Annotated in this window: 24 protein-coding genes; 3 read left to right on the forward strand and 21 right to left on the reverse strand. The window is 43.8% G+C overall.

The window, feature by feature from the left end; genetic code table 11:
- The first annotated feature begins 567 nt into the window (after positions 1-567).
- On the forward strand, positions 568-1,251 hold the full coding sequence (locus QOS07_RS06635; protein WP_283588185.1) for a VTT domain-containing protein: 684 nt from the start codon (positions 568-570) through the stop codon (positions 1,249-1,251).
- On the opposite strand, the gene QOS07_RS06640 is transcribed toward QOS07_RS06635, so the two are convergent.
- From QOS07_RS06640 to QOS07_RS06725, 18 genes are all read right to left on the reverse strand, one after another.
- Positions 1,189-1,818 carry a TIGR01906 family membrane protein gene (locus tag QOS07_RS06640; protein ID WP_283588186.1) on the reverse strand — a complete coding sequence of 210 codons (630 nt, stop codon included), beginning with the start codon at positions 1,816-1,818 and terminating at the stop codon, positions 1,189-1,191. The genes QOS07_RS06635 and QOS07_RS06640 overlap by 63 nt on opposite strands.
- On the reverse strand, positions 1,802-2,575 hold the full coding sequence (locus QOS07_RS06645; protein ID WP_283588187.1) for a TIGR01457 family HAD-type hydrolase: 774 nt from the start codon (positions 2,573-2,575) through the stop codon (positions 1,802-1,804). The genes QOS07_RS06640 and QOS07_RS06645 overlap by 17 nt, the downstream gene beginning before the upstream one ends.
- A gap of 2 nt (positions 2,576-2,577) precedes the next feature.
- The gene (locus QOS07_RS06650; RefSeq protein WP_283588188.1) at positions 2,578-3,123 is read right to left on the reverse strand and encodes a YutD family protein; all 546 of its coding nucleotides are present in this window, start codon (positions 3,121-3,123) and stop codon (positions 2,578-2,580) included.
- A gap of 48 nt (positions 3,124-3,171) precedes the next feature.
- On the reverse strand, positions 3,172-3,780 hold the full coding sequence (locus QOS07_RS06655) for a metallophosphoesterase (protein WP_283588189.1): 609 nt from the start codon (positions 3,778-3,780) through the stop codon (positions 3,172-3,174).
- 202 nt (positions 3,781-3,982) lie between these two features.
- A complete protein-coding gene (locus QOS07_RS06660; RefSeq protein ID WP_283588190.1) occupies positions 3,983-5,185 on the reverse strand; it encodes an acetate kinase in 1,203 nt (400 codons plus the stop codon).
- 15 nt (positions 5,186-5,200) lie between these two features.
- Complete coding sequence (locus QOS07_RS06665) at positions 5,201-6,208, reverse strand: class I SAM-dependent methyltransferase (protein WP_283588191.1); 1,008 nt, start codon at positions 6,206-6,208, stop codon at positions 5,201-5,203.
- A gap of 44 nt (positions 6,209-6,252) precedes the next feature.
- Positions 6,253-6,501, reverse strand: coding sequence for a hypothetical protein (locus QOS07_RS06670; RefSeq protein WP_283588192.1), 249 nt, complete (start codon positions 6,499-6,501; stop codon positions 6,253-6,255).
- The gene (locus tag QOS07_RS06675; protein ID WP_283588193.1) at positions 6,455-6,886 is read right to left on the reverse strand and encodes a type IV pilus minor pilin ComGF family protein; all 432 of its coding nucleotides are present in this window, start codon (positions 6,884-6,886) and stop codon (positions 6,455-6,457) included. The genes QOS07_RS06670 and QOS07_RS06675 overlap by 47 nt, the downstream gene beginning before the upstream one ends.
- Positions 6,886-7,173, reverse strand: coding sequence for a hypothetical protein (locus tag QOS07_RS06680; protein WP_283588194.1), 288 nt, complete (start codon positions 7,171-7,173; stop codon positions 6,886-6,888). Before QOS07_RS06680 ends, QOS07_RS06675 begins: the two co-directional genes overlap by 1 nt.
- Positions 7,154-7,579, reverse strand: a complete 426-nt coding sequence (locus tag QOS07_RS06685) for a prepilin-type N-terminal cleavage/methylation domain-containing protein (protein ID WP_283588195.1) — start codon at positions 7,577-7,579, stop codon at positions 7,154-7,156. The genes QOS07_RS06680 and QOS07_RS06685 overlap by 20 nt, the downstream gene beginning before the upstream one ends.
- Positions 7,576-7,893, reverse strand: coding sequence for a competence type IV pilus major pilin ComGC (gene comGC, locus QOS07_RS06690; protein WP_283588196.1), 318 nt, complete (start codon positions 7,891-7,893; stop codon positions 7,576-7,578). Before comGC ends, QOS07_RS06685 begins: the two co-directional genes overlap by 4 nt.
- Positions 7,893-8,972: a competence type IV pilus assembly protein ComGB gene (gene comGB / locus QOS07_RS06695; protein ID WP_283588197.1), complete on the reverse strand. Its 1,080-nt coding sequence runs from the start codon at positions 8,970-8,972 to the stop codon at positions 7,893-7,895. The genes comGC and comGB overlap by 1 nt, the downstream gene beginning before the upstream one ends.
- Positions 8,890-9,867, reverse strand: coding sequence for a competence type IV pilus ATPase ComGA (comGA, locus tag QOS07_RS06700; RefSeq protein WP_283588219.1), 978 nt, complete (start codon positions 9,865-9,867; stop codon positions 8,890-8,892). Before comGA ends, comGB begins: the two co-directional genes overlap by 83 nt.
- Before the next feature lie 82 nt (positions 9,868-9,949).
- Positions 9,950-10,699 (reverse strand): YebC/PmpR family DNA-binding transcriptional regulator, encoded by a 750-nt coding sequence (locus tag QOS07_RS06705; protein WP_283588198.1) that lies wholly within the window; start codon positions 10,697-10,699, stop codon positions 9,950-9,952.
- Positions 10,700-10,772: 73 nt separating this feature from the next.
- Entirely contained in the window at positions 10,773-11,612 is an 840-nt protein-coding gene (locus tag QOS07_RS06710; RefSeq protein WP_283588199.1) for a hypothetical protein, read from the reverse strand.
- Positions 11,613-11,625: 13 nt separating this feature from the next.
- Positions 11,626-12,630, reverse strand: a complete 1,005-nt coding sequence (gene ccpA / locus QOS07_RS06715; RefSeq protein ID WP_283588200.1) for a catabolite control protein A — start codon at positions 12,628-12,630, stop codon at positions 11,626-11,628.
- A 187-nt stretch (positions 12,631-12,817) separates the two neighbouring features.
- Positions 12,818-13,210, reverse strand: coding sequence for a hypothetical protein (locus QOS07_RS06720; RefSeq protein ID WP_283588201.1), 393 nt, complete (start codon positions 13,208-13,210; stop codon positions 12,818-12,820).
- A complete protein-coding gene (locus tag QOS07_RS06725; protein ID WP_283588202.1) occupies positions 13,203-13,643 on the reverse strand; it encodes a DUF948 domain-containing protein in 441 nt (146 codons plus the stop codon). The genes QOS07_RS06720 and QOS07_RS06725 overlap by 8 nt, the downstream gene beginning before the upstream one ends.
- A gap of 138 nt (positions 13,644-13,781) precedes the next feature.
- Here QOS07_RS06725 and QOS07_RS06730 point away from each other — a divergent pair, with 138 nt between their 5' ends.
- Together QOS07_RS06730 and QOS07_RS06735 are read left to right on the forward strand one after the other, a co-directional pair.
- Positions 13,782-14,660, forward strand: coding sequence for a mechanosensitive ion channel family protein (locus QOS07_RS06730; RefSeq protein WP_283588203.1), 879 nt, complete (start codon positions 13,782-13,784; stop codon positions 14,658-14,660).
- Positions 14,650-15,486 carry an HAD-IIB family hydrolase gene (locus QOS07_RS06735; RefSeq protein ID WP_283588204.1) on the forward strand — a complete coding sequence of 279 codons (837 nt, stop codon included), beginning with the start codon at positions 14,650-14,652 and terminating at the stop codon, positions 15,484-15,486. Before QOS07_RS06730 ends, QOS07_RS06735 begins: the two co-directional genes overlap by 11 nt.
- Positions 15,487-15,595: 109 nt before the next feature.
- Here QOS07_RS06735 and cbpB read toward each other — a convergent pair whose 3' ends face one another.
- Genes cbpB through QOS07_RS06750 form a run of 3 tightly spaced genes read right to left on the reverse strand, consistent with a single transcriptional unit; the run spans position 15,596 to position 17,196 of the window.
- On the reverse strand, positions 15,596-16,069 hold the full coding sequence (cbpB, locus tag QOS07_RS06740; RefSeq protein WP_283588205.1) for a cyclic-di-AMP-binding protein CbpB: 474 nt from the start codon (positions 16,067-16,069) through the stop codon (positions 15,596-15,598).
- 3 nt (positions 16,070-16,072) lie between these two features.
- On the reverse strand, positions 16,073-16,603 hold the full coding sequence (locus QOS07_RS06745) for a metallophosphoesterase (protein ID WP_283588206.1): 531 nt from the start codon (positions 16,601-16,603) through the stop codon (positions 16,073-16,075).
- Positions 16,600-17,196 (reverse strand): XTP/dITP diphosphatase, encoded by a 597-nt coding sequence (locus QOS07_RS06750; RefSeq protein WP_283588207.1) that lies wholly within the window; start codon positions 17,194-17,196, stop codon positions 16,600-16,602. Before QOS07_RS06750 ends, QOS07_RS06745 begins: the two co-directional genes overlap by 4 nt.
- Positions 17,197-17,201: the final 5 nt, after the last annotated feature.

The raw sequence follows: 17,201 nt of genomic DNA on the forward strand, positions 1-17,201 counted from the left end.
TGCTCCAATCACCGAAGTGATCGAAGACCCTACACATTTGATTCGTCGAAACTTTGTTCAGTTTTCAAAGGTCTACCAAGCTGCTAGCAAGCAGCTCTCTTATTATATCAGCTTTCAATTTTGATGTCAAGAACTTTTTTATCAGTCCCAAGCAATCAAATTGACAGCTTTTATAATATATCATGTTCAACAGTTAACGTCAACACTTAATTTATCAACTCAATTAACTGTCTTTATTGCCTTTCGACAACGTTAACTACTATACAAGATTAACTATCAACTGTCAACAAACAAATTACAAAAAACTTCATTAACTGACAGACAAAGATGAACATTATTTTTACAATGCCACCGGTAAACATTGTTATTTTTAAGCGGACACTTAACGAAGAGCTCAAATTACGAAACGATTCGCTCATTTCGCGAACAATTGCCCTCTTTAAACAAATTTCAATTTATTACGTTTCCACTAATATTACATTGCACAACTTCACAAAAAGCGCTTTTCTTGATAAACTTCAACACTGTTAACCATTATTATGTAGAAATTGATAAAGGAGAATATCGTTGGCAACACTTATTGATTTTATTTTACATATCGACGTCCATATCATCCAAATAGTAAATCAATTTGGCGACTGGACTTACTTAATTCTATTTGCAATCATCTTCATTGAAACAGGAGCAGTTATCCTTCCCTTCCTGCCTGGTGATTCATTACTATTCGCTGCTAGTGCAATTGCAGCGGACCCCCGCTACAACCTAAACATTTGGGTATTTGCAATTGTCTTTTTAGTGGCCTGCCTTTCTGGTGACTCACTTAACTTCCTAATAGGACATAAAATCGGTAAAAGTCTGTCGAATCATTCACTATTCGGTCGGCTTATTAATAAAGAAAGTCTTGCAAAGTCCGAAGCCTTTTTTGAAAAACATGGCGCACCAGCAATAATATTAGCACGGTTTATGCCAATTATTCGGACCTTTGCTCCATTTGCTGCTGCCGGTTCGGGATTCCCCTACCGCCGCTTTATTCCCTACAGTATTATCGGCTGTCTCTCCTGGGTTACCCTCTGTTGTGCATGCGGTTACTTCTTCGGCAACCTACCATTCGTCCAAGAACACTTCTCTGTTATTATCCTCGGCATCATCTTCGTTACCTTAATTCCGGCAATTGCTGGTTACCTCAAATCAAAGTTTCAAAAACCGCAAACGAATCCACAACCACAACAGGCCCAGGAAGAAAAAGACTAGTCCCATCCAAATGGTAAATAACTTCATAAAAAAGCTGACCGGCATAAGTAAGATAATTCCATTAGACTGCGGTGACATAACCCAATCTAAATTTTGAAACAATAAATAGTGACTGCCAACAAAAATCGTTGGAAAGTTAATCACTAACAAAACAGTGGCAATTAAGAGAACCACCATCACTAACTCTAACGGCACAAGCAACTCCCATAGTTGTTTGCGCCGTTTTCTTTTTCCAATCACCCGTAAACAAAGTATTGTCGAGGCAACCATTACCAGCTCATTTGCCAATAGGTAGTTTCGAACATCCCTAAAATGCTGGTAACCATTGGGGGATAACGTAATATTTTTTAACTCAAGGTGGTTAGTCCACGGAATTTCTAAATAGGCAAGTAAACGAAAGTAATCACTATTTATCTCTTTAATACTAAGGCTAAGCTGGTGAAGCGGGTAACTAATAAACAGCGGTGAAAGATTACAGGTAATAAAAAAAGCGATACTAACTATCGCAATGGTAATTACCACTACCGTTAATACTGCTTTTGCTCTACTGTTAAACGTCCCAGTCATCTAAAGACCTCACTGTATAAGTAGGCTGAACTGCCATCTTGGCCACCTCTTCTGGCTTGGATAATCCCGTGTAAACAAGCAAACTATCCATCCCCACATTAATAGCGGCTTGAATATCAGTCCGGTAATTGTCACCAACCATTATTACCTTTTTCTTTTCAAGATTAACCCGCTTTAATGCCATTTGCATAATGATTTTTTCCGGTTTGCCGATCATTACTGGCTCTTGCTGGGTTGCATACTCAACAAGCTTAACCAATGAGCCAGCACCTGGTACCATCCCTTTTTCATTTGGTAAGTTACTATCAGCATTGGTTCCGATAAATTTTGCACCAGCCCTGATAAGTAGTACCGCCTTTTCTAGTTTTTCATAGGTAACATGTGAATCAAGACCAACAATTACAAAGTCAGGTGCCTTTTCATCAACTGTGAACCCTTTTTCTGCCAAGGCTTCACGTAGACCACTCTCACCGACGACATATACCCGTCGTTTGTTGCCAGCAATCCCATCCAGGTAGTCTGCTGTCGCCAACGCCGTCGTATAAACATTGCCAGGTTCGACATCAATATCGTGATTATTACGGAGGTTAGTTGCCACAAATTCAGGTGACCGGGTACTGTTATTAGTAACGAACAGGACCTTTTTCCCCGCTGCTTGCAACCGACTAATAAAGCGAGCCGCAGCTGGTATCTTTTCCTTACCCTTGTAAGTTGTCCCATCGAGATCAATAAAATATCCTTGATAATGGTGACTCATAATTACTTTTTTGCTCCTTGGTTACGTTGATGAATAACAAATTTCTGTTGGTGGTTGCCTGCCTTTACGCGCTTCGCATGCTGGTGATGGCGGTGTTTAGGATCCGGTTGCTTAACCTTCCGCCGGCGTTCCTTAATAACCGGTCCCTTCGACCGCCGTTTACGATGACGGTGCTGGCGTGGAATCCTTTCACTTTCATTATGAATGATAAAGTAGGCACAACCAAAGTTACAATCTTCAAAGAGGTAGTCTTCGATTGATTCCACCCCTTGTTCAACGTTATATAGTGGATTATCTGTCGCATAGAAGCCCTTTAACCGTAACTGGTCATAGCCCCAGTCGCCAACAATATAATCGTACTTGCTTAAGATGCTACTAAAACGTTTAGCCAATTCTTCGCCATTAAAGCCATCCCGGTACTCCTTAACCAATTCGTACTGGTGACCGTTCAGCAAGAAATTAGTACTATCCTTTCGCTCATAGTGGTATAAATCAGCCCGCTGTTCCTCACGCTGGTCAATATAATCTTGAATTCTTGCCCGGTTCAAACTCACACCTCCTCTATCCGATTAAACTCTTTTATCATACCATATATCTTACTTTTGCTGTGCTAACGCTGCTGCCTTTGCACTGATCATTTCTTCAATTTCTGCAAAACTAACTGGTGCCCCAAAAGCCGGACGGGGGTGCAGAAAGTCCATCTCCGGTGCATCAACCCCCACATTAATATTTTCCTTCGCCGGGACCATGTAGTGATGAATATGCCCATGAAGGTTGATAATCTGCGGTGCAATCCCCAACATCATCGGATAATGCGTTAAATAATATTGACGGTGGTCATACTTTAGCAGGACGCCAACATCATGAAAGCTATACTTCGGTTGGCCATTAACCATGAAATTATGCGCCGCTAAATACTTAAACAATGCCCGACTATCATGGTTACCCTTGATTAATACTAGCCGGCCATGAAGACTCCGCAAAACTTCTTCAACTGCTTCGTAAGACTTCCGCGGTGGCTTTGTAAAGTACAAGGCAATATCGCCGAGGTGGTATACAAGATCGTTTTCGCCCACCTTGGCATTCCAATTGTCAATAATCGTCTGGTTCATTGCCTCAACATTAGGAAACGGTCGCGGAGCAAACTTATCAACCCCTAGTAATTCACTATGATAAAAATGAGTATCTGCCGTTACAAACTGCATAAAATCACCTCCAAAGTGACGGGGCATAATGTCAGCCCCACTGTTTCAATTAAAATATAATAACATGCTACATAAATGGGACCCAAAGTCCGGCAAAAAGTCGGATCCTGGGTCCCTATTTATGTTCATGGAAGCTTTTGGCAGCTACCTTCGCATCAAAAAACGAAGTTATAACCGCTTCCTAGCTGCTTCCTATTTTGTCTTAGTTAGCTTGTGCCTTCTTCAAACGTTCAATATCACGAACGATCATTAACTCTTCGTTAGTTGGAATCAACAGTGTCTTAACCTTAGCATCAGGTGCAGAAAGGTCACGTTGAACACCATGGCACTTGTTCTTTTCTTGGTCAATCTTGATACCGAAGCAGTCCATGTTGTCGGTGATTAACTTCCGAACTGGAATACTGTTTTCACCAACACCCGCGGTGAAGACGATTGCGTCAACTCCGTCCATTTCAGCAATGTAAGAACCAATGTAACGCTTGATCCGGTTTACGTAAATATCAAGAGCTAATTGTGCCTTTTCATTACCCTTATCAGCAGCATCCAAAATATCACGCATATCTGGTGAAAGTTCTGAAATACCAAGTAAACCAGACTTGTGGTTTAAGTCATCGATAATTTCAGCTGATGACTTACCAGTCTTTTCCTCAACAAAGGCAACCAGTGATGGGTCAACATCCCCAGAACGGGTAGCCATCGTAATACCAGCAAGCGGAGTAAAGCCCATTGAAGTATCAAATGACTTACCATTCTTAACCGCAGTAATTGAAGCACCAGCACCGATGTGCATCGTGATTAACTTCAAGTCTTCCAGTGGCTTGTTCAACATCTTTGCAGCTTGGGCAGCAACGTAACGGTGACTAGTACCGTGGGCACCGTACTTCCGTGCACCATACTTTTCGTACCATTCGTATGGAATACTGTAAAGGGCGTTCATCTTTGGCATATCAGCGTGGAATGAAGTATCAAAAACAGCCACGGCAAATGCATTTGGCAAAGCCTTCTTAAATGCCTTAATGCCAACCAGTTCAGCAGGATCGTGAAGAGGTGCATATTCAGCCAGTGAATCGATCTTGTCCATCACTTCATCAGTGATAACGGCAGAATCCTTAAAGTATTCACCACCAGCAACAACCCGGTGACCAACAGCGGTAATTTCGTCGTAATTCTTAACGATCCCTAATTCAATCAACTTGTCTAAGAGATACTTGATTGCGGCACCGTGGTCAGCAAATGGTTCTTCATCTTCATGCTTTTGACCATCGCCAAACTTAATCTTAGCATGGCCCATCTTTTCACCAATCCGTTCGATGGTTCCTGAAGCAACCACTTCTTCACTTGGCATATCGAAAAGCTTGAACTTTAAAGTAGAACTTCCGGCATTAACTGCAATTGATTTTGACATAAGAACTGTCTCCTTTTATTTGTTTAAATTCATTTTAACCCATTGGTCAATTTCCTGCATAAAGTCACTAAATTCTTTTGGCTTCTTAAATGAAGGAAATTCACCCAGGAGCACCTTAACCGCTTGCTTACTATTGTTTCCATGACGCTGAAGGAGCAAAATTGCTTTTTGCGCATTTGGGTTAGCGAACAGTTCCGCTGGCAGGTTAATTAACCCCTGAAGGTAAGCTACTGAATGGATCCATTTAACAAAGGACTGTGATTCCTTCGTCTGGAAAATATTACTTGGTACAAGGAAAACACCATAGCCGCCTGGACGAAGGTAGTTCATCGCTTGTTCAATCAATAGGTGGTGAACATATGAATGGCCTTCCTTAGCACGGGTCTGGTAATTGCTTGTATTTTGGTCTAACGGATAATAGCCAATTGGCAAGTCAGATACTGCCAGGTCACACTCCGGAATATCCAGTGCGTTAATTGCATCCTGGTGGAAGAGGTCCACCTTGAGGCCCTGCAAAGTAACACTTGCACTTGCTACCTCTAACATGGACGGATCATTATCAATTCCGTACCCATGAACCGGCTCTGAACTACTTTTTTCAAGTTGGTTCATCACCGTTGTCAACAGGTTACCCGTTCCAACTGCCGGGTCAAAAATTGAATATGGGCGGTCCAACTTTGAAATTTTCTCAATAAGAAAAGCCATCAAAAAGCCAATTGTATCAGGTGTCATCTGGTGGTTGGCCTGAATGGCGTCCTTGCGAATTACCTTTAAGAAGCTCAGCTGGATTACTTGCCGAATGGTTTCAGCATCAGCATCCTTCAGCTTTAGCTCTTGATACAACTTATCAAGTTTTTCAACCGTCTTTTGATCCGGCACTCCATCCTCTACAGCGACTTGGCCATCGATCACGTTTTCCGCATTTTCTAGCATGGCATCCAAATATGAACTCCGCAGCGCGGACTGTAAAATTTCCGTTCCCTGGTCGAAGAGCTCAAATAACTTTTGTGATGTCCGTTGCAATGTCCATGTCACCTCCTATCAATGACAAACATTACAATACCAGTTTACCGATTATCATTAGCAAATTCAAGATAACGCTTTCTATTCTGCTGTTTTTTCTCCTGTAAATTTTCCTTCGTCTTGTTGATCAATTTTGCCGTAATCTGTTCTTCAAGCTGGTATTGCCGTGCATAGTAACGGTACTGAAATACTAAGGCAAAGCAAATGCACCCTAGTACAACCATACTAGTCAGCAAAACATAGCCCTTACTTATCTGCTTCAAAGCAAGCAATCCCCGTGAGTTCTTGTCCATTGTCTCGTTCCACCTTAATATAAACACGCTGGTCATCTAACTGCCGGAAAACAGTTCTGTCCATCTTAATTCCACTAAAAATGGGAACATAGCCACCATTAGACGCCCGCAAGTATAGCCGATCCAGCGCCCGTAATTCAAACTCCCTACCGCTAGTCTGCTCCAGTAAAAAAATGGTCTTACTGTTTGCATGTTGCAGCACAAAATGGTGGTTTGACGATTCCAGTTCTTGCAAACATATCTGCCAGTCAACAGTATTAGATAATGACCTTTTCACCATCGTTCGAACACTTGTCATCGCATAACCAATTAAGAGCACCACAATGCTGGTCACGATCAATGCACTAATACATTCAACTAACGTAAAGGCTGCCCGTTTTTTCATTAGCTGACCCTCAGCACGGGCCGGTTTTGATAATAAACAGTTACCTGATTGCTACTAGCAACGGCACGATAATCGTTTCGCCGTTGAACTGTCTTTTGGCCGCTAATGTGGTACTCATCACTGGTCTCCTTGGCTAGCCGTGCTGCATTTAGCTTAACCAGGTGTTTAGCCTGCAAGTGATTGAGTTGTTGTTGACAAATCAATAGCGAACTAATACCAAGGCTGATAACCGCCAATGCTAAAACACTGTCAGCCATCACGAACGCACTAATCTTTTTTAACATCATATTCGCCTCTCGCCATCTGAATCACAATCCGGTAAGTAGCGTGGTCAATTTGGGAATAAAGACGGCGGGTCCCCGGCTGGACATAGCCATCAGTCTTCATTTGAATTGGCGTAAACTTATCAATTCGCAGCGTACTCGGTAACGGAACCAACCGCTCCTTTTGGCCTGTCCCCTTAAAAACAATTGCATTAACCGGTGGGTAATAATAAATCGATGTTCCCTGGTGCAAAATTTGTGCCTGTGTCCGTGATACTTGCCACTCTTGACGAAAAGAATGCCAAAAGCGCTGTTCACTTAGGTGTTGGTTACTACGATTAACCTGTGGACCAGCAACCAGCATAATAACTGCTACTAGTCCTAACGTAATGATCATTTCAATCGTAGTAAAAGCGTGGCACCGTTTCATCGCTGCAATGCCTTCCCGTTTACAATTACAATGTGTTCACGACGGGCCTTTTGCACCTGGGCCTTAGTTAGGTAGTCGTTGGATTGCAGGGTAGCATAGTCCACGTTATTTACGCCACTCTCGTTTTCATAGGCATCAATTTGTGTTTGGACAACGGCTACCATTGCGTTGCCATGAACCTTGTTGGCATGTTTCCTCTGTTGGGCAAGGTTCGGCAAGACAATTAGGATTAATAAGCTAATAATGAATAGGACAATCGACATTTCTAACAGGGTAAAACCCGGCTGACGTTTTGTAAAAAATTTTTTAACCATCAATATACCCCCTGGACCGATTGGTAAATTGGCAACAAAATACTCAAATATAGGCCAACTATTACTAACGCAATTACAATAAAAATGACGGGCTGAACTAAAGCTAGCATCCCCTCTAACTGATTAATCAAGCGTTTAAACTGCATTTTTGACAACATCGCTAGATCATCGCCTAGCTCCTTTACTGTCGCCCCCTTACTAATTAAAACCGCCACCTCATTTGGTAGGTACTGGTGGTTTAATACCAGCTGACGAAGCTCGCCACCCTGCTTTACTTGTTGGCGCACCTCCTGCCCTAAGCAGTAAAGTAGTGAACGCGGCGAGAAATTATCAATAACGGTTAATATTTCCTTTAACGACATTCCGCACTGTAGGAGCACGGCTAACGTGCTTGCAACATAGTAACCGTAATATAACTGATAGCATTTGCCAACCAGCGGAAGTCCGCACAGCCACTGGGCCCGTTGGTCAGCAGAAAACTTCCGCCACCGAATAACTGTCACTAACACTAGTAACGCCACTCCTAACATCAGGACTCCTACAAAGATGGGCCAAAACTGTTTTAAACTAGTTAACGTTGACCGGCCTTGCTCAGTTTGCCAGCTTGCTAGTTCTGGAAACACATAGGTGCTTAACCCCATTACCAACAATCCTAGCAGGAATAACAAAAGGAGCGGATATTGCAATAACTGTTGCAGTTTTTGCCGTTGCTTCTGTTTGGTAACCAGGATTGTACCAATCTCATTTAACGTTTCTACTAGTTCGCCATGTTTTTCTGCTAAAACAAGCTGGTAGTAGAGGTCCGGTTTGACAAACTCCCGTACACTATTGGCAAACGATTCACCAGCCTTTAAGTGCTGGTTAACGGCCATTAACGTCCGCTGGTTTTTCTTCATCACTACCATCGTAAACGTCAGTGCCCGTTGTAGTGAAAAGCCAACCCTTAGCAGGTCCCCGATGAGGAGGAACCACTTAGCCTGTGCCGCCTGGTTAAAACTATCCCTGTGCAAATTCTTCTTTAACCGTCGCCGTAATTTGACCATTTTGAAACGCACATTCAAGGTGCTTTCGCCACTCATCACTCATTCCCCGCTTTCCCTGCTGGTCAATTGCTTTTTTCAAGTGTGCTCCTGCTAAGCAGTCAAATAAAACTGCTGGTTGGCCGGTGCATGTTGGGATCAATCGCTGGTAATAGATTCCCGTTAACGTCTGGCACAAAAAGCTAGGCGTTACCCCTAACTGTTCTAACCGGCTAATAACCCCATAGGCATTTTGGGCATGAACTGTTCCTAATACGAGGTGACCACTCAATGCGGCCCGCACCGTCATCTTGGCGGTCTCCGGATCCCGAATCTCACCGATAATAAAAACGTCTGGGCGGTGACGCAAGCCCAAACGAAGTAATTGTTGATAATCCATCCCCGCCAGCTCATTTACCTGTAGCTGGACAAAAGATGGTTCATTAATTTCAACGGGATCTTCAATTGTCATAACCACTTTTTCATTTGCCATCCCCCGGGCTAACTGGTACATGGTAGTTGTCTTACCAGAACCCATTGGTCCCGCAAATAAAATTAGTCCCCGTTGTCGCAGCAGCCCCTTCAAATACTGCCACTGGTCGGGAAATAAGATGTGGTAGTTAGCTGCGCTCAGGTGGTAAATAAAGCGGACCACCAACGACTCCCGTCCCTGGTAATCGCCAACACTTGACAGTCGTAGGTTAACGATTTCCGGCCCGTGCTGCCATTCCATTGCCCCTAACTGTGGGCGTCGGTGTTCACTTACCGCCATGTCTGCTTGGTATTTAAGAAAAGATATCAGGCGCTGCCCATAGTCTGGCGAAACCTCTTTAATAACCTGCAGCTGTCCTTGACAAGTCATCAGCAGGCGGTAATACTTGCGGTACGGTAAAATGTATAGGTCCGCTGCCCGCCTACCAATCGCGACTGCAATTTCTTTTTCAAACCCTTTCATCATAAAAAGCCCCCTCACCTTTAAAAACGGTAAAGGAGGCTTTTTAAACTAAAAAAAGCTGGAATTTCTTCCAGCCTTTTTGTTATTCTTCTTCGTCGTCATCGTCATCTGGTAAAATACCAGTTTCGTAGATGTCGGCCACATCATCATTAGCAGTTAATTCATCAATCAGGTGACGGTATTGCTTTACCTTGTCATCTGGAACTGCCGTCCGGTTTTGTGGGATCATGGTAACTTCAGCAGTATCAAGTTCGTAACCATCGCCTTGAAGGGCATCACGAACCGTTGCCATGTTACTTGGGTCGGTGAAGATTTGGAACTTTTCTTCAGTCGCCTTCATATCATCGGCACCAGCATCCAGTGCATCCATCAACATGTCGTCTTCACTCTTGTCAAGACCATCACGAAGGATTTCAATCAATCCCTTCCGGTCAAACATGTATGAAACAGAACCACTAGCACCAAGTGAACCACCAGAGTGACTAAATGCTGAACGAACTGCTGAAGCTGTCCGGTTCTTGTTATCAGTCAAAGCAGAAACCATTACGGCAACACCACCTGGAGCGTAACCTTCGTAGGTAACTTCTTCGAACTTTGCACCACCGATACCAGAAGCCTTAGCAATGGCCCGGTCAATGTTCTTCTTTGGCATGTTAGCCGCGTGCGCCTTGTCGATTACCAACCGTAATTGGGCGTTGTTGGCTGGATCAGGATCACCTGCTTTAGCTGCTTGGTATAAGTCACGGGAGATCTTTTGGAAGATCTTACCACGCTTAGCATCTTGGGCGTTCTTACGTCCCTGAATGTTATGCCATTTTGAATGTCCTGACATTACTGACTCCTCTTTTCTTTAATTAATGTGATAAACAGATAAAGTTTAGCAAAAAAACATTATAAATTCAAGGTTAATGCCGCGAAGAAACCAACGGCCGAATTAACCGAACTAACCATAGGGCAACCGCAAGCACTGCTAAAATTGCCAGCCAGGTAAAGGCTGTCCCCTGAAAATCACTTGCACACTGGACGGCAAGTGAACTGTAATCTGGCGCGTTTTGCGCTAACTGGGGAATTATCGACCGGGTAATCATTACCAATAATCCACTGACCACCAGCGCAATTGTCGTTATCCACGAAAAACTCATCAGGAAATGACGGCCAAAAATTGCAAGAACGGCTAGAATAAGTACCACAACCGCCGAAACGGCCAGCACGGTACTGTTAACAATTTTAACCGTGTGCAAACCATTGATGGCGGCAGTGACTTGCGGCGTATTTATTCGTGAATTAACCGCTGAATTAAGGTTACTCGTAATTGCATCAGAAGTCCCGGCCGGCAGAAGCGAAGTTGAGATACCAAACTGAGCTAACTGACTGTCGGCTTCACCGGCTAACTGGTCCGTAACTGGGCTCAAGTCAACCCTGATTGGCTGACCAGCAAATACCTGATCAATACTCTTTCGCACTATCTTGTCCGCAGCATTCTTCGTCAACATCTTAGCAGGGATTCCATACTGCGACATTCCATCATGAACACTGTCTAATAAATCTGACTCTAATGTCGATGAGGTAATTTCATGACTTACAAATCGCTTGTTCAAAAAGGTCTGGTTAAGTACCAGGCTAACCATTAGCAACGTCATGAAAATAATACCGACCATCCTAAAGCGAAGGTGGTGGTTTACTGGCGCTGTTGGCACCTTTTCTGGTTCAGTTTGTTGTTTTCGTAATTCACTACGCGTCTGCACTTACGAGGCCACCTTACCCACGGGTTGATTGACGACTTACAAAACTGTGATCCAAGATAACATCATTTTCTTCACTGCTGTTATCTTCCATCAATTTGGTAAGTAACCGCATGGAAACCGCACCAATATCGTAAAGCGGCTGGGTAATTGATGACAGCATTGGCCGGCACAACCGTGTATACTTAGTATCGTTTGAGGCGATAATTTCAAAATCATCAGGAACGCTAATGCCATTATCAGTTAAACCGTTAAGCAGGCCCACTGCAAGGTGGTCGTTAGTAACATAAGCGGCCTTAATTCCCTTGTCAGCCAGTTCCTTTGCTTGGTCATAAATTGACTTATACGTGCCATCAGTTTCAATTACCAATTGGTCATCGTACTTAACACCGGCATCAGCTAATGCTTCTTTATAACCAATCAACCGGGCGTCACTGTTAATCGAGTACTTTAGTGGACCAGAAACCAGTGCTACTTGTCCCTGGTTGTGTTCAAGCAAGCGCGCAACTGCTTCTTTTGCCGCCTTCCGGTAATCGATCCGGACCGCTGGTAATTCCTTGTCATTAACAATGGAGCCAGCAACAACAACGGGTGTATTGCTACTCTTAAATTCTTCTTGCAGTTCGTCAGAAAGGTCGTAACCCATAAAGATTACCCCATCAACCTGCTTAGCAAGAAGGTTACGAACTACCTTCAAAATTTTTTCGTCATCATAGTCCGAATTAGCCAAAATAATGTTGTACTTGTACATTGAGGCAATATCATCAATCCCTAATGCCAGTTCAGCAAAGTAAGGATTAGTGATGCTAGGGATAACTACCCCAACCGTTGTCGTCCGCTTTGATGCTAAGCCACGAGCAACCGCATTTGGACGGTAGTTTAACCGCTTAATTACATCAAGAACCTTCTGCCGTGTTGCAGGCTTTACGTTTGGATTGCCGTTGACAACCCGTGAAACAGTTGCCATGGAAACTCGTGCTTCCCGGGCAACAGTGTAAATTGTTACAGCTTGTTTTTCCATAAGATAGCCCTTTCTTTATTGATATATCATGCTTTCATGTTTTTCATAACTACACTAATATAGCAAATAACTTTTAATTTCGCAAACGTTTGCGAAAAAAGATTAAAAAAAGAAGTAACTTTTTTGCTGGGTAAGTTTTATCTACCGGCAATCAGTTGCTTCTTATATTAAGAAAATAATATTTAGGTTACTTTTCGTCTTCGCTTGTGGCATCAATTACGATATCGTCATCATCAGCTTCATCAGCGCTCGCTTTTGATAGTTTTTCGCGAATTGCCGCAGTCTGCGCATCAAAATCATCATTGGTTAGGTGGTCAATAACTTGGTCCTTCTTATCCTTTACCTTTTGCCTTGCCGCCTTAAGGTTATCTGTAACACCCGCATTATCCATCTCAGCCAGTCGTTCATCAACGATATCGAGAGCGGTTAGTGCGTAATCAGTCACGTAGTCAGCAATATCATTAAGCTTATTAGCTGCCTGTTCCCGCAATTCATTACGCTTGCTTGTTGGAAGCATTGCCCAACTAGCCGCCGTTGCAGCGCCACCCAACAAGATTCCTGTTAATAACTTTTTACTCATTTTCTTGGGCCTCCTTTTTGCTTGCCCGCCGTTGCCGGTACTTGTTAAATAGCCCGACTACTGCCGCCTTACCAGCTGTTTTCGCAAGACTTAGGCCAAAACGGTTCTTTTCCCGTTGGGCGTTAACCTTATCAACCATCCCGTGTACCTGTTCATTGATGTCAATTACACTCTGACTAACATCAGCAACCGCCTTTACTGCTGGATCTAATTGACTTGACTTCTGATTGATATCTTCTAAAAGGGAATTAGTGTTGCCTAAGACTTCTTCAACTTCCTTACTCAAGCTATCCATATCATGGGTTAACAGGGAAATACTCCGGTTGGTTTCCTGCATCGTCTTGCTTAACCGGTTGATTAGGATACATAAGAAAATAACTAAAATTAAAAACGCAATCGCAGCGATTAACCCTGCTAATTCGCCAAAAGTCATTTTTCCGCCTCCTCATTAATTTTTGTGTTAGCAATAGAATATCACAGTTCGGCGAAAAACGACAATTGTGGCTATCGACATCCACGCCGGATAGTTGTTACAATTAAAGGAATTACTTTTATTGAAGGAGCGTTCAAAATGATTATTGGCGCAGGAAATGCCCAATTGAACAAGCAACTTGAGCAGGTCAAATTAGCCTTTACCGACCTGTCCTGGCACGAAATTTCGCGGCAAATACTAAACAAACTTCTACTGATCGTTATCACCGCCCTCCTCTTCTTTTTAATCTTATGGATTGGTCGGTTGATCATTAACCACTTGTTTCTTGAATCAAACAAGCACCAGCTATTAAAGAATAAGAACCGCCTAGCAACCATTAAGACCTTGACGTTAAATATCTACCGCTATACTTGTTACTTTTTCTTCCTGTATGCAATCTTATCAGAGATCGGCGTCCCGGTGGGTACACTGGTTGCGGGGGCCGGGATATTCAGTATTGCTCTTGGACTTGGGGCCCAGGGGTTTGTGAGTGACCTGGTTAATGGTTTCTTTATCCTGCTTGAGCAGCAGCTAGACGTCGGTGACACTGTCCAGCTTGGTCAAATTAAGGGAACCGTCACCGCTTTAGGAATCCGGACCACCCAGGTAACTAGTTCCGATGGGACACTCAACTACATACCAAACCGCCAAATTACCATTGTCCAAAATTTCTCACGGAATAACATGGTTACCAACGTCGATATCCACATTTCACCAAGTGCGAAGATCGAGCAAATTTACCAGATTGTCAGCCAAGTTAATGAAAAACTAGTAAAGGATACACCGGAATTGCAAGACCAGCCGATCATCGTCGGTCCGGTAACGGTCAATGCCCAACTTGTCTTCCGGGTTTCAATTACCGTAACTAGTGGCACCCAGTCTCAGGTCGCAAGTAAATTCTTGGCTGCCTACCTGAAAGAACTCCATGCCGCAAATGTACCACTATCATGGGAAGGACGTGACCACTATGTCAATTAAATTAATTGCTACCGACCTTGATGGTACCTTTTTGCACGATGACCATACTTATAACCACCACCTGTTTAACAAAGTTTTTCGCCAGTTAAACAAGCGCGGAATCCGCTTCGTTGCCGCAAGTGGTTCTAGCTACCCCCGCCTGGCCCGCGAATTTGCTTCATACCTGGACCAGATGTCATTTATTTCGCAAAACGGGTCAGTCATCCACGTTGGCCATGAAATGGTTCAAAATTACCCCATCAAATCAACCGCCCTTGCCCGGGTAATGCACGTTTTAGACCGGTTTTACGGTCCAAATGATATTAACCAGTTAGTAGTTTCTGGCGCCGACCAGTCATACGTCGACCAAAAAATAGACGACCATAATTTTGAAACGGTTAGACTGTTTTATGAAAACGTGAAACGGGTACCAAACATCCGGCATATTTTTACCACGTTTCCCGAACAACAATTTACCAAGATTTCCATTAACTTTGCGGACCATATCGACCTTAAACGGGTGGCCGACACTCTTGACCAGTACCTTCCGGCCTCACTTGTAATTGAGAATTCTGGTTTTAATACCGACCTGATTGGGGATGCTAAGGGGACCAAACGTAATGGCCTCGCATACCTCCAGGACCGGTTCAACCTTGCTGATGATGAAATTGTCACTTTTGGTGATAATGAAAATGACCTGGGGATGCTAGCAATGACTTCGCAAAGTTACGCCATGCAAAATGCCCGCCAGATAATCCGGATGCAGGCGGGCCATGTCACGCCGCTAGATAATAACCATGATGGCGTCCTTAAGGTTATCCAACATCTTCTAAAAAATGAGGATTAATAGACAAATGAGGTCCAGAATCCGTCAAATGACGAACTCTGGACCTCATTTGTGTTCACGGGATACTAAACCGGCTTCGCGCCGAGATCGTTTTTTGTCTTGCTCCCGTTTAATTTTCTTCTTTTTCGTGGACGTCATAAAAGTGGTCAAAGCGGTGAACAGTATAGTTAACAGCTTTCAATAACTCGCGCCGGGTCACAATTCCCCGAAAGTAGTTATCGTGGTCAACCACCGTTAAAAATGATTGGTCAATTAAGAGGTGGAGGTTCTCCTCAACATCAAACGGGTCCGTAATGGTCGGTGCATCCGTCTGCATAACATCAGCAACATGGTACTTATGCAGGTTGTTGACATTGATTTTCTCCGTCTCAATTAGCCGGTTAGCAATCATTGCTAGTGAAATCAATCCCCAAAAATGATTGTCATTGTCAACGACCACAATTTTTGCATACTGGTTCTTAGTCAAAATCAAGAAAGCATGGTCTAAACTGTTGGTAACGTTAACTGTCGCCACCATGCTGGCGGGAATTAAAAACTTTTCTCGGTGGGCTAGTAACATTGCCTGCAAGTGTTGATCAATCATTGATTACTGCTCCTTACGCGTAAATTCCTGGTGTAACTCTTTTTGCACCACTGATTGCCGGTTATAAAAGTCCACAACAAAGCGCTGGTCCGTTGCTTCAACGATTGCGAAGGTACCACCAATATTAGCATATTGCCCCCGCGGCAGTGAAATACTCCCCGGGTTAACCAGTAGCATTCCCTGCGCCATAGTGGCAGCCAGTTGGTGGGTATGCCCGAAGCAAACAACATCGGCACCCACGGACTCTCCCTTCAACATTAACGGTGTCATTGAAAAATTCACCTGGTAGCGGTGACCATGGGTAACAAAGAATTTTTGTCCCCCTACCACTTGCTCCTGGTTGTCAGGATAACCAAGGTGCCAGTCATTATTACCAGCTACCCGGATAAACTTTTGCATTAGCGGGTCATCAGCGCTAATTTCTGAATCACCGCAGTGGATCAGCAAGTCCACCTTATTTTGCCAACCGTTAACAATTGTCTCAAGAATCGAGCGGTCACCATGATTATCACTAATGATCAGTGCTTTGGTCATGCTTGCCACCACCCCGTAAACTTATCCATAAACGCACGGAGAGCCCGACCACGATGACTAATCTGGTTCTTCTGGTTGGCGGTTAGTTCAGCCATCGACCGCTCTTGATACTCATCTGGCATGAAAAGGGGGTCGTAACCAAAGCCGTTTTCTCCTCGTGGCTGCTTAAGGATTCGGCCATTCACCCGTCCATTAGTGACAAGCTTTGCCCCGTCTGGTTTAAGTGCAACAATTGTCGTGTGGAAGTGTGCGGTCCGCCGTTCATCAGGAACGTTTGCTAGTTCCTTTAGCAACTTAGCATTGTTGGCCGCATCATCATGGTCCCCGGCATAACGAGCAGAATGAACACCAGGTGCTCCATTCAAGGCGTCAACACAAAGGCCGGAATCATCAGCCATTACTGGTAGGTGAAGGTGGTCAACGGCGGTTTTAGCCTTAATCACGGCGTTTTCTTCAAAGGTCTTCCCATCCTCATTAATGGTAAAGGATGGAAAGTCGGCCAAGGTTTTCACTTCAATTCCAAAGGGTGCAAACATTTTTCGGTATTCCCGGGCTTTACCCTCATTTTTAGTTGCAATTACCAAGGTTGCCATTGAGC

The organism is Limosilactobacillus viscerum, assembly GCF_947387525.1.
Classification (GTDB): Bacteria; Bacillota; Bacilli; order Lactobacillales; family Lactobacillaceae; genus Limosilactobacillus; species Limosilactobacillus viscerum.

What these genes read in the sequence shown, in the direction of transcription:
- QOS07_RS06685 (WP_283588195.1), bottom strand. Translation starts at nt 7,579, where the DNA reads ATGAAACGGTGCCACGCTTTTACTACGATTGAAATGATCATTACGTTA.
- cbpB (WP_283588205.1), bottom strand. Translation starts at nt 16,069, where the DNA reads ATGATTGATCAACACTTGCAGGCAATGTTACTAGCCCACCGAGAAAAG.
- QOS07_RS06720 (WP_283588201.1), bottom strand. Translation starts at nt 13,210, where the DNA reads ATGAGTAAAAAGTTATTAACAGGAATCTTGTTGGGTGGCGCTGCAACG.
- QOS07_RS06655 (WP_283588189.1), bottom strand. Translation starts at nt 3,780, where the DNA reads ATGCAGTTTGTAACGGCAGATACTCATTTTTATCATAGTGAATTACTA.
- QOS07_RS06675 (WP_283588193.1), bottom strand. Translation starts at nt 6,886, where the DNA reads ATGAAAAAACGGGCAGCCTTTACGTTAGTTGAATGTATTAGTGCATTG.
- QOS07_RS06660 (WP_283588190.1), bottom strand. Translation starts at nt 5,185, where the DNA reads ATGTCAAAATCAATTGCAGTTAATGCCGGAAGTTCTACTTTAAAGTTC.
- QOS07_RS06730 (WP_283588203.1), top strand. Translation starts at nt 13,782, where the DNA reads ATGATTATTGGCGCAGGAAATGCCCAATTGAACAAGCAACTTGAGCAG.
- comGB (WP_283588197.1), bottom strand. Translation starts at nt 8,972, where the DNA reads ATGAGTGGCGAAAGCACCTTGAATGTGCGTTTCAAAATGGTCAAATTA.
- QOS07_RS06745 (WP_283588206.1), bottom strand. Translation starts at nt 16,603, where the DNA reads ATGACCAAAGCACTGATCATTAGTGATAATCATGGTGACCGCTCGATT.
- QOS07_RS06680 (WP_283588194.1), bottom strand. Translation starts at nt 7,173, where the DNA reads ATGATGTTAAAAAAGATTAGTGCGTTCGTGATGGCTGACAGTGTTTTA.
- QOS07_RS06640 (WP_283588186.1), bottom strand. Translation starts at nt 1,818, where the DNA reads ATGACTGGGACGTTTAACAGTAGAGCAAAAGCAGTATTAACGGTAGTG.
- QOS07_RS06645 (WP_283588187.1), bottom strand. Translation starts at nt 2,575, where the DNA reads ATGAGTCACCATTATCAAGGATATTTTATTGATCTCGATGGGACAACT.
- QOS07_RS06725 (WP_283588202.1), bottom strand. Translation starts at nt 13,643, where the DNA reads ATGACTTTTGGCGAATTAGCAGGGTTAATCGCTGCGATTGCGTTTTTA.
- QOS07_RS06750 (WP_283588207.1), bottom strand. Translation starts at nt 17,196, where the DNA reads ATGGCAACCTTGGTAATTGCAACTAAAAATGAGGGTAAAGCCCGGGAA.
- QOS07_RS06705 (WP_283588198.1), bottom strand. Translation starts at nt 10,699, where the DNA reads ATGTCAGGACATTCAAAATGGCATAACATTCAGGGACGTAAGAACGCC.
- QOS07_RS06670 (WP_283588192.1), bottom strand. Translation starts at nt 6,501, where the DNA reads ATGGACAAGAACTCACGGGGATTGCTTGCTTTGAAGCAGATAAGTAAG.
- comGA (WP_283588219.1), bottom strand. Translation starts at nt 9,867, where the DNA reads ATGAAAGGGTTTGAAAAAGAAATTGCAGTCGCGATTGGTAGGCGGGCA.
- ccpA (WP_283588200.1), bottom strand. Translation starts at nt 12,630, where the DNA reads ATGGAAAAACAAGCTGTAACAATTTACACTGTTGCCCGGGAAGCACGA.
- comGC (WP_283588196.1), bottom strand. Translation starts at nt 7,893, where the DNA reads ATGGTTAAAAAATTTTTTACAAAACGTCAGCCGGGTTTTACCCTGTTA.
- QOS07_RS06735 (WP_283588204.1), top strand. Translation starts at nt 14,650, where the DNA reads ATGTCAATTAAATTAATTGCTACCGACCTTGATGGTACCTTTTTGCAC.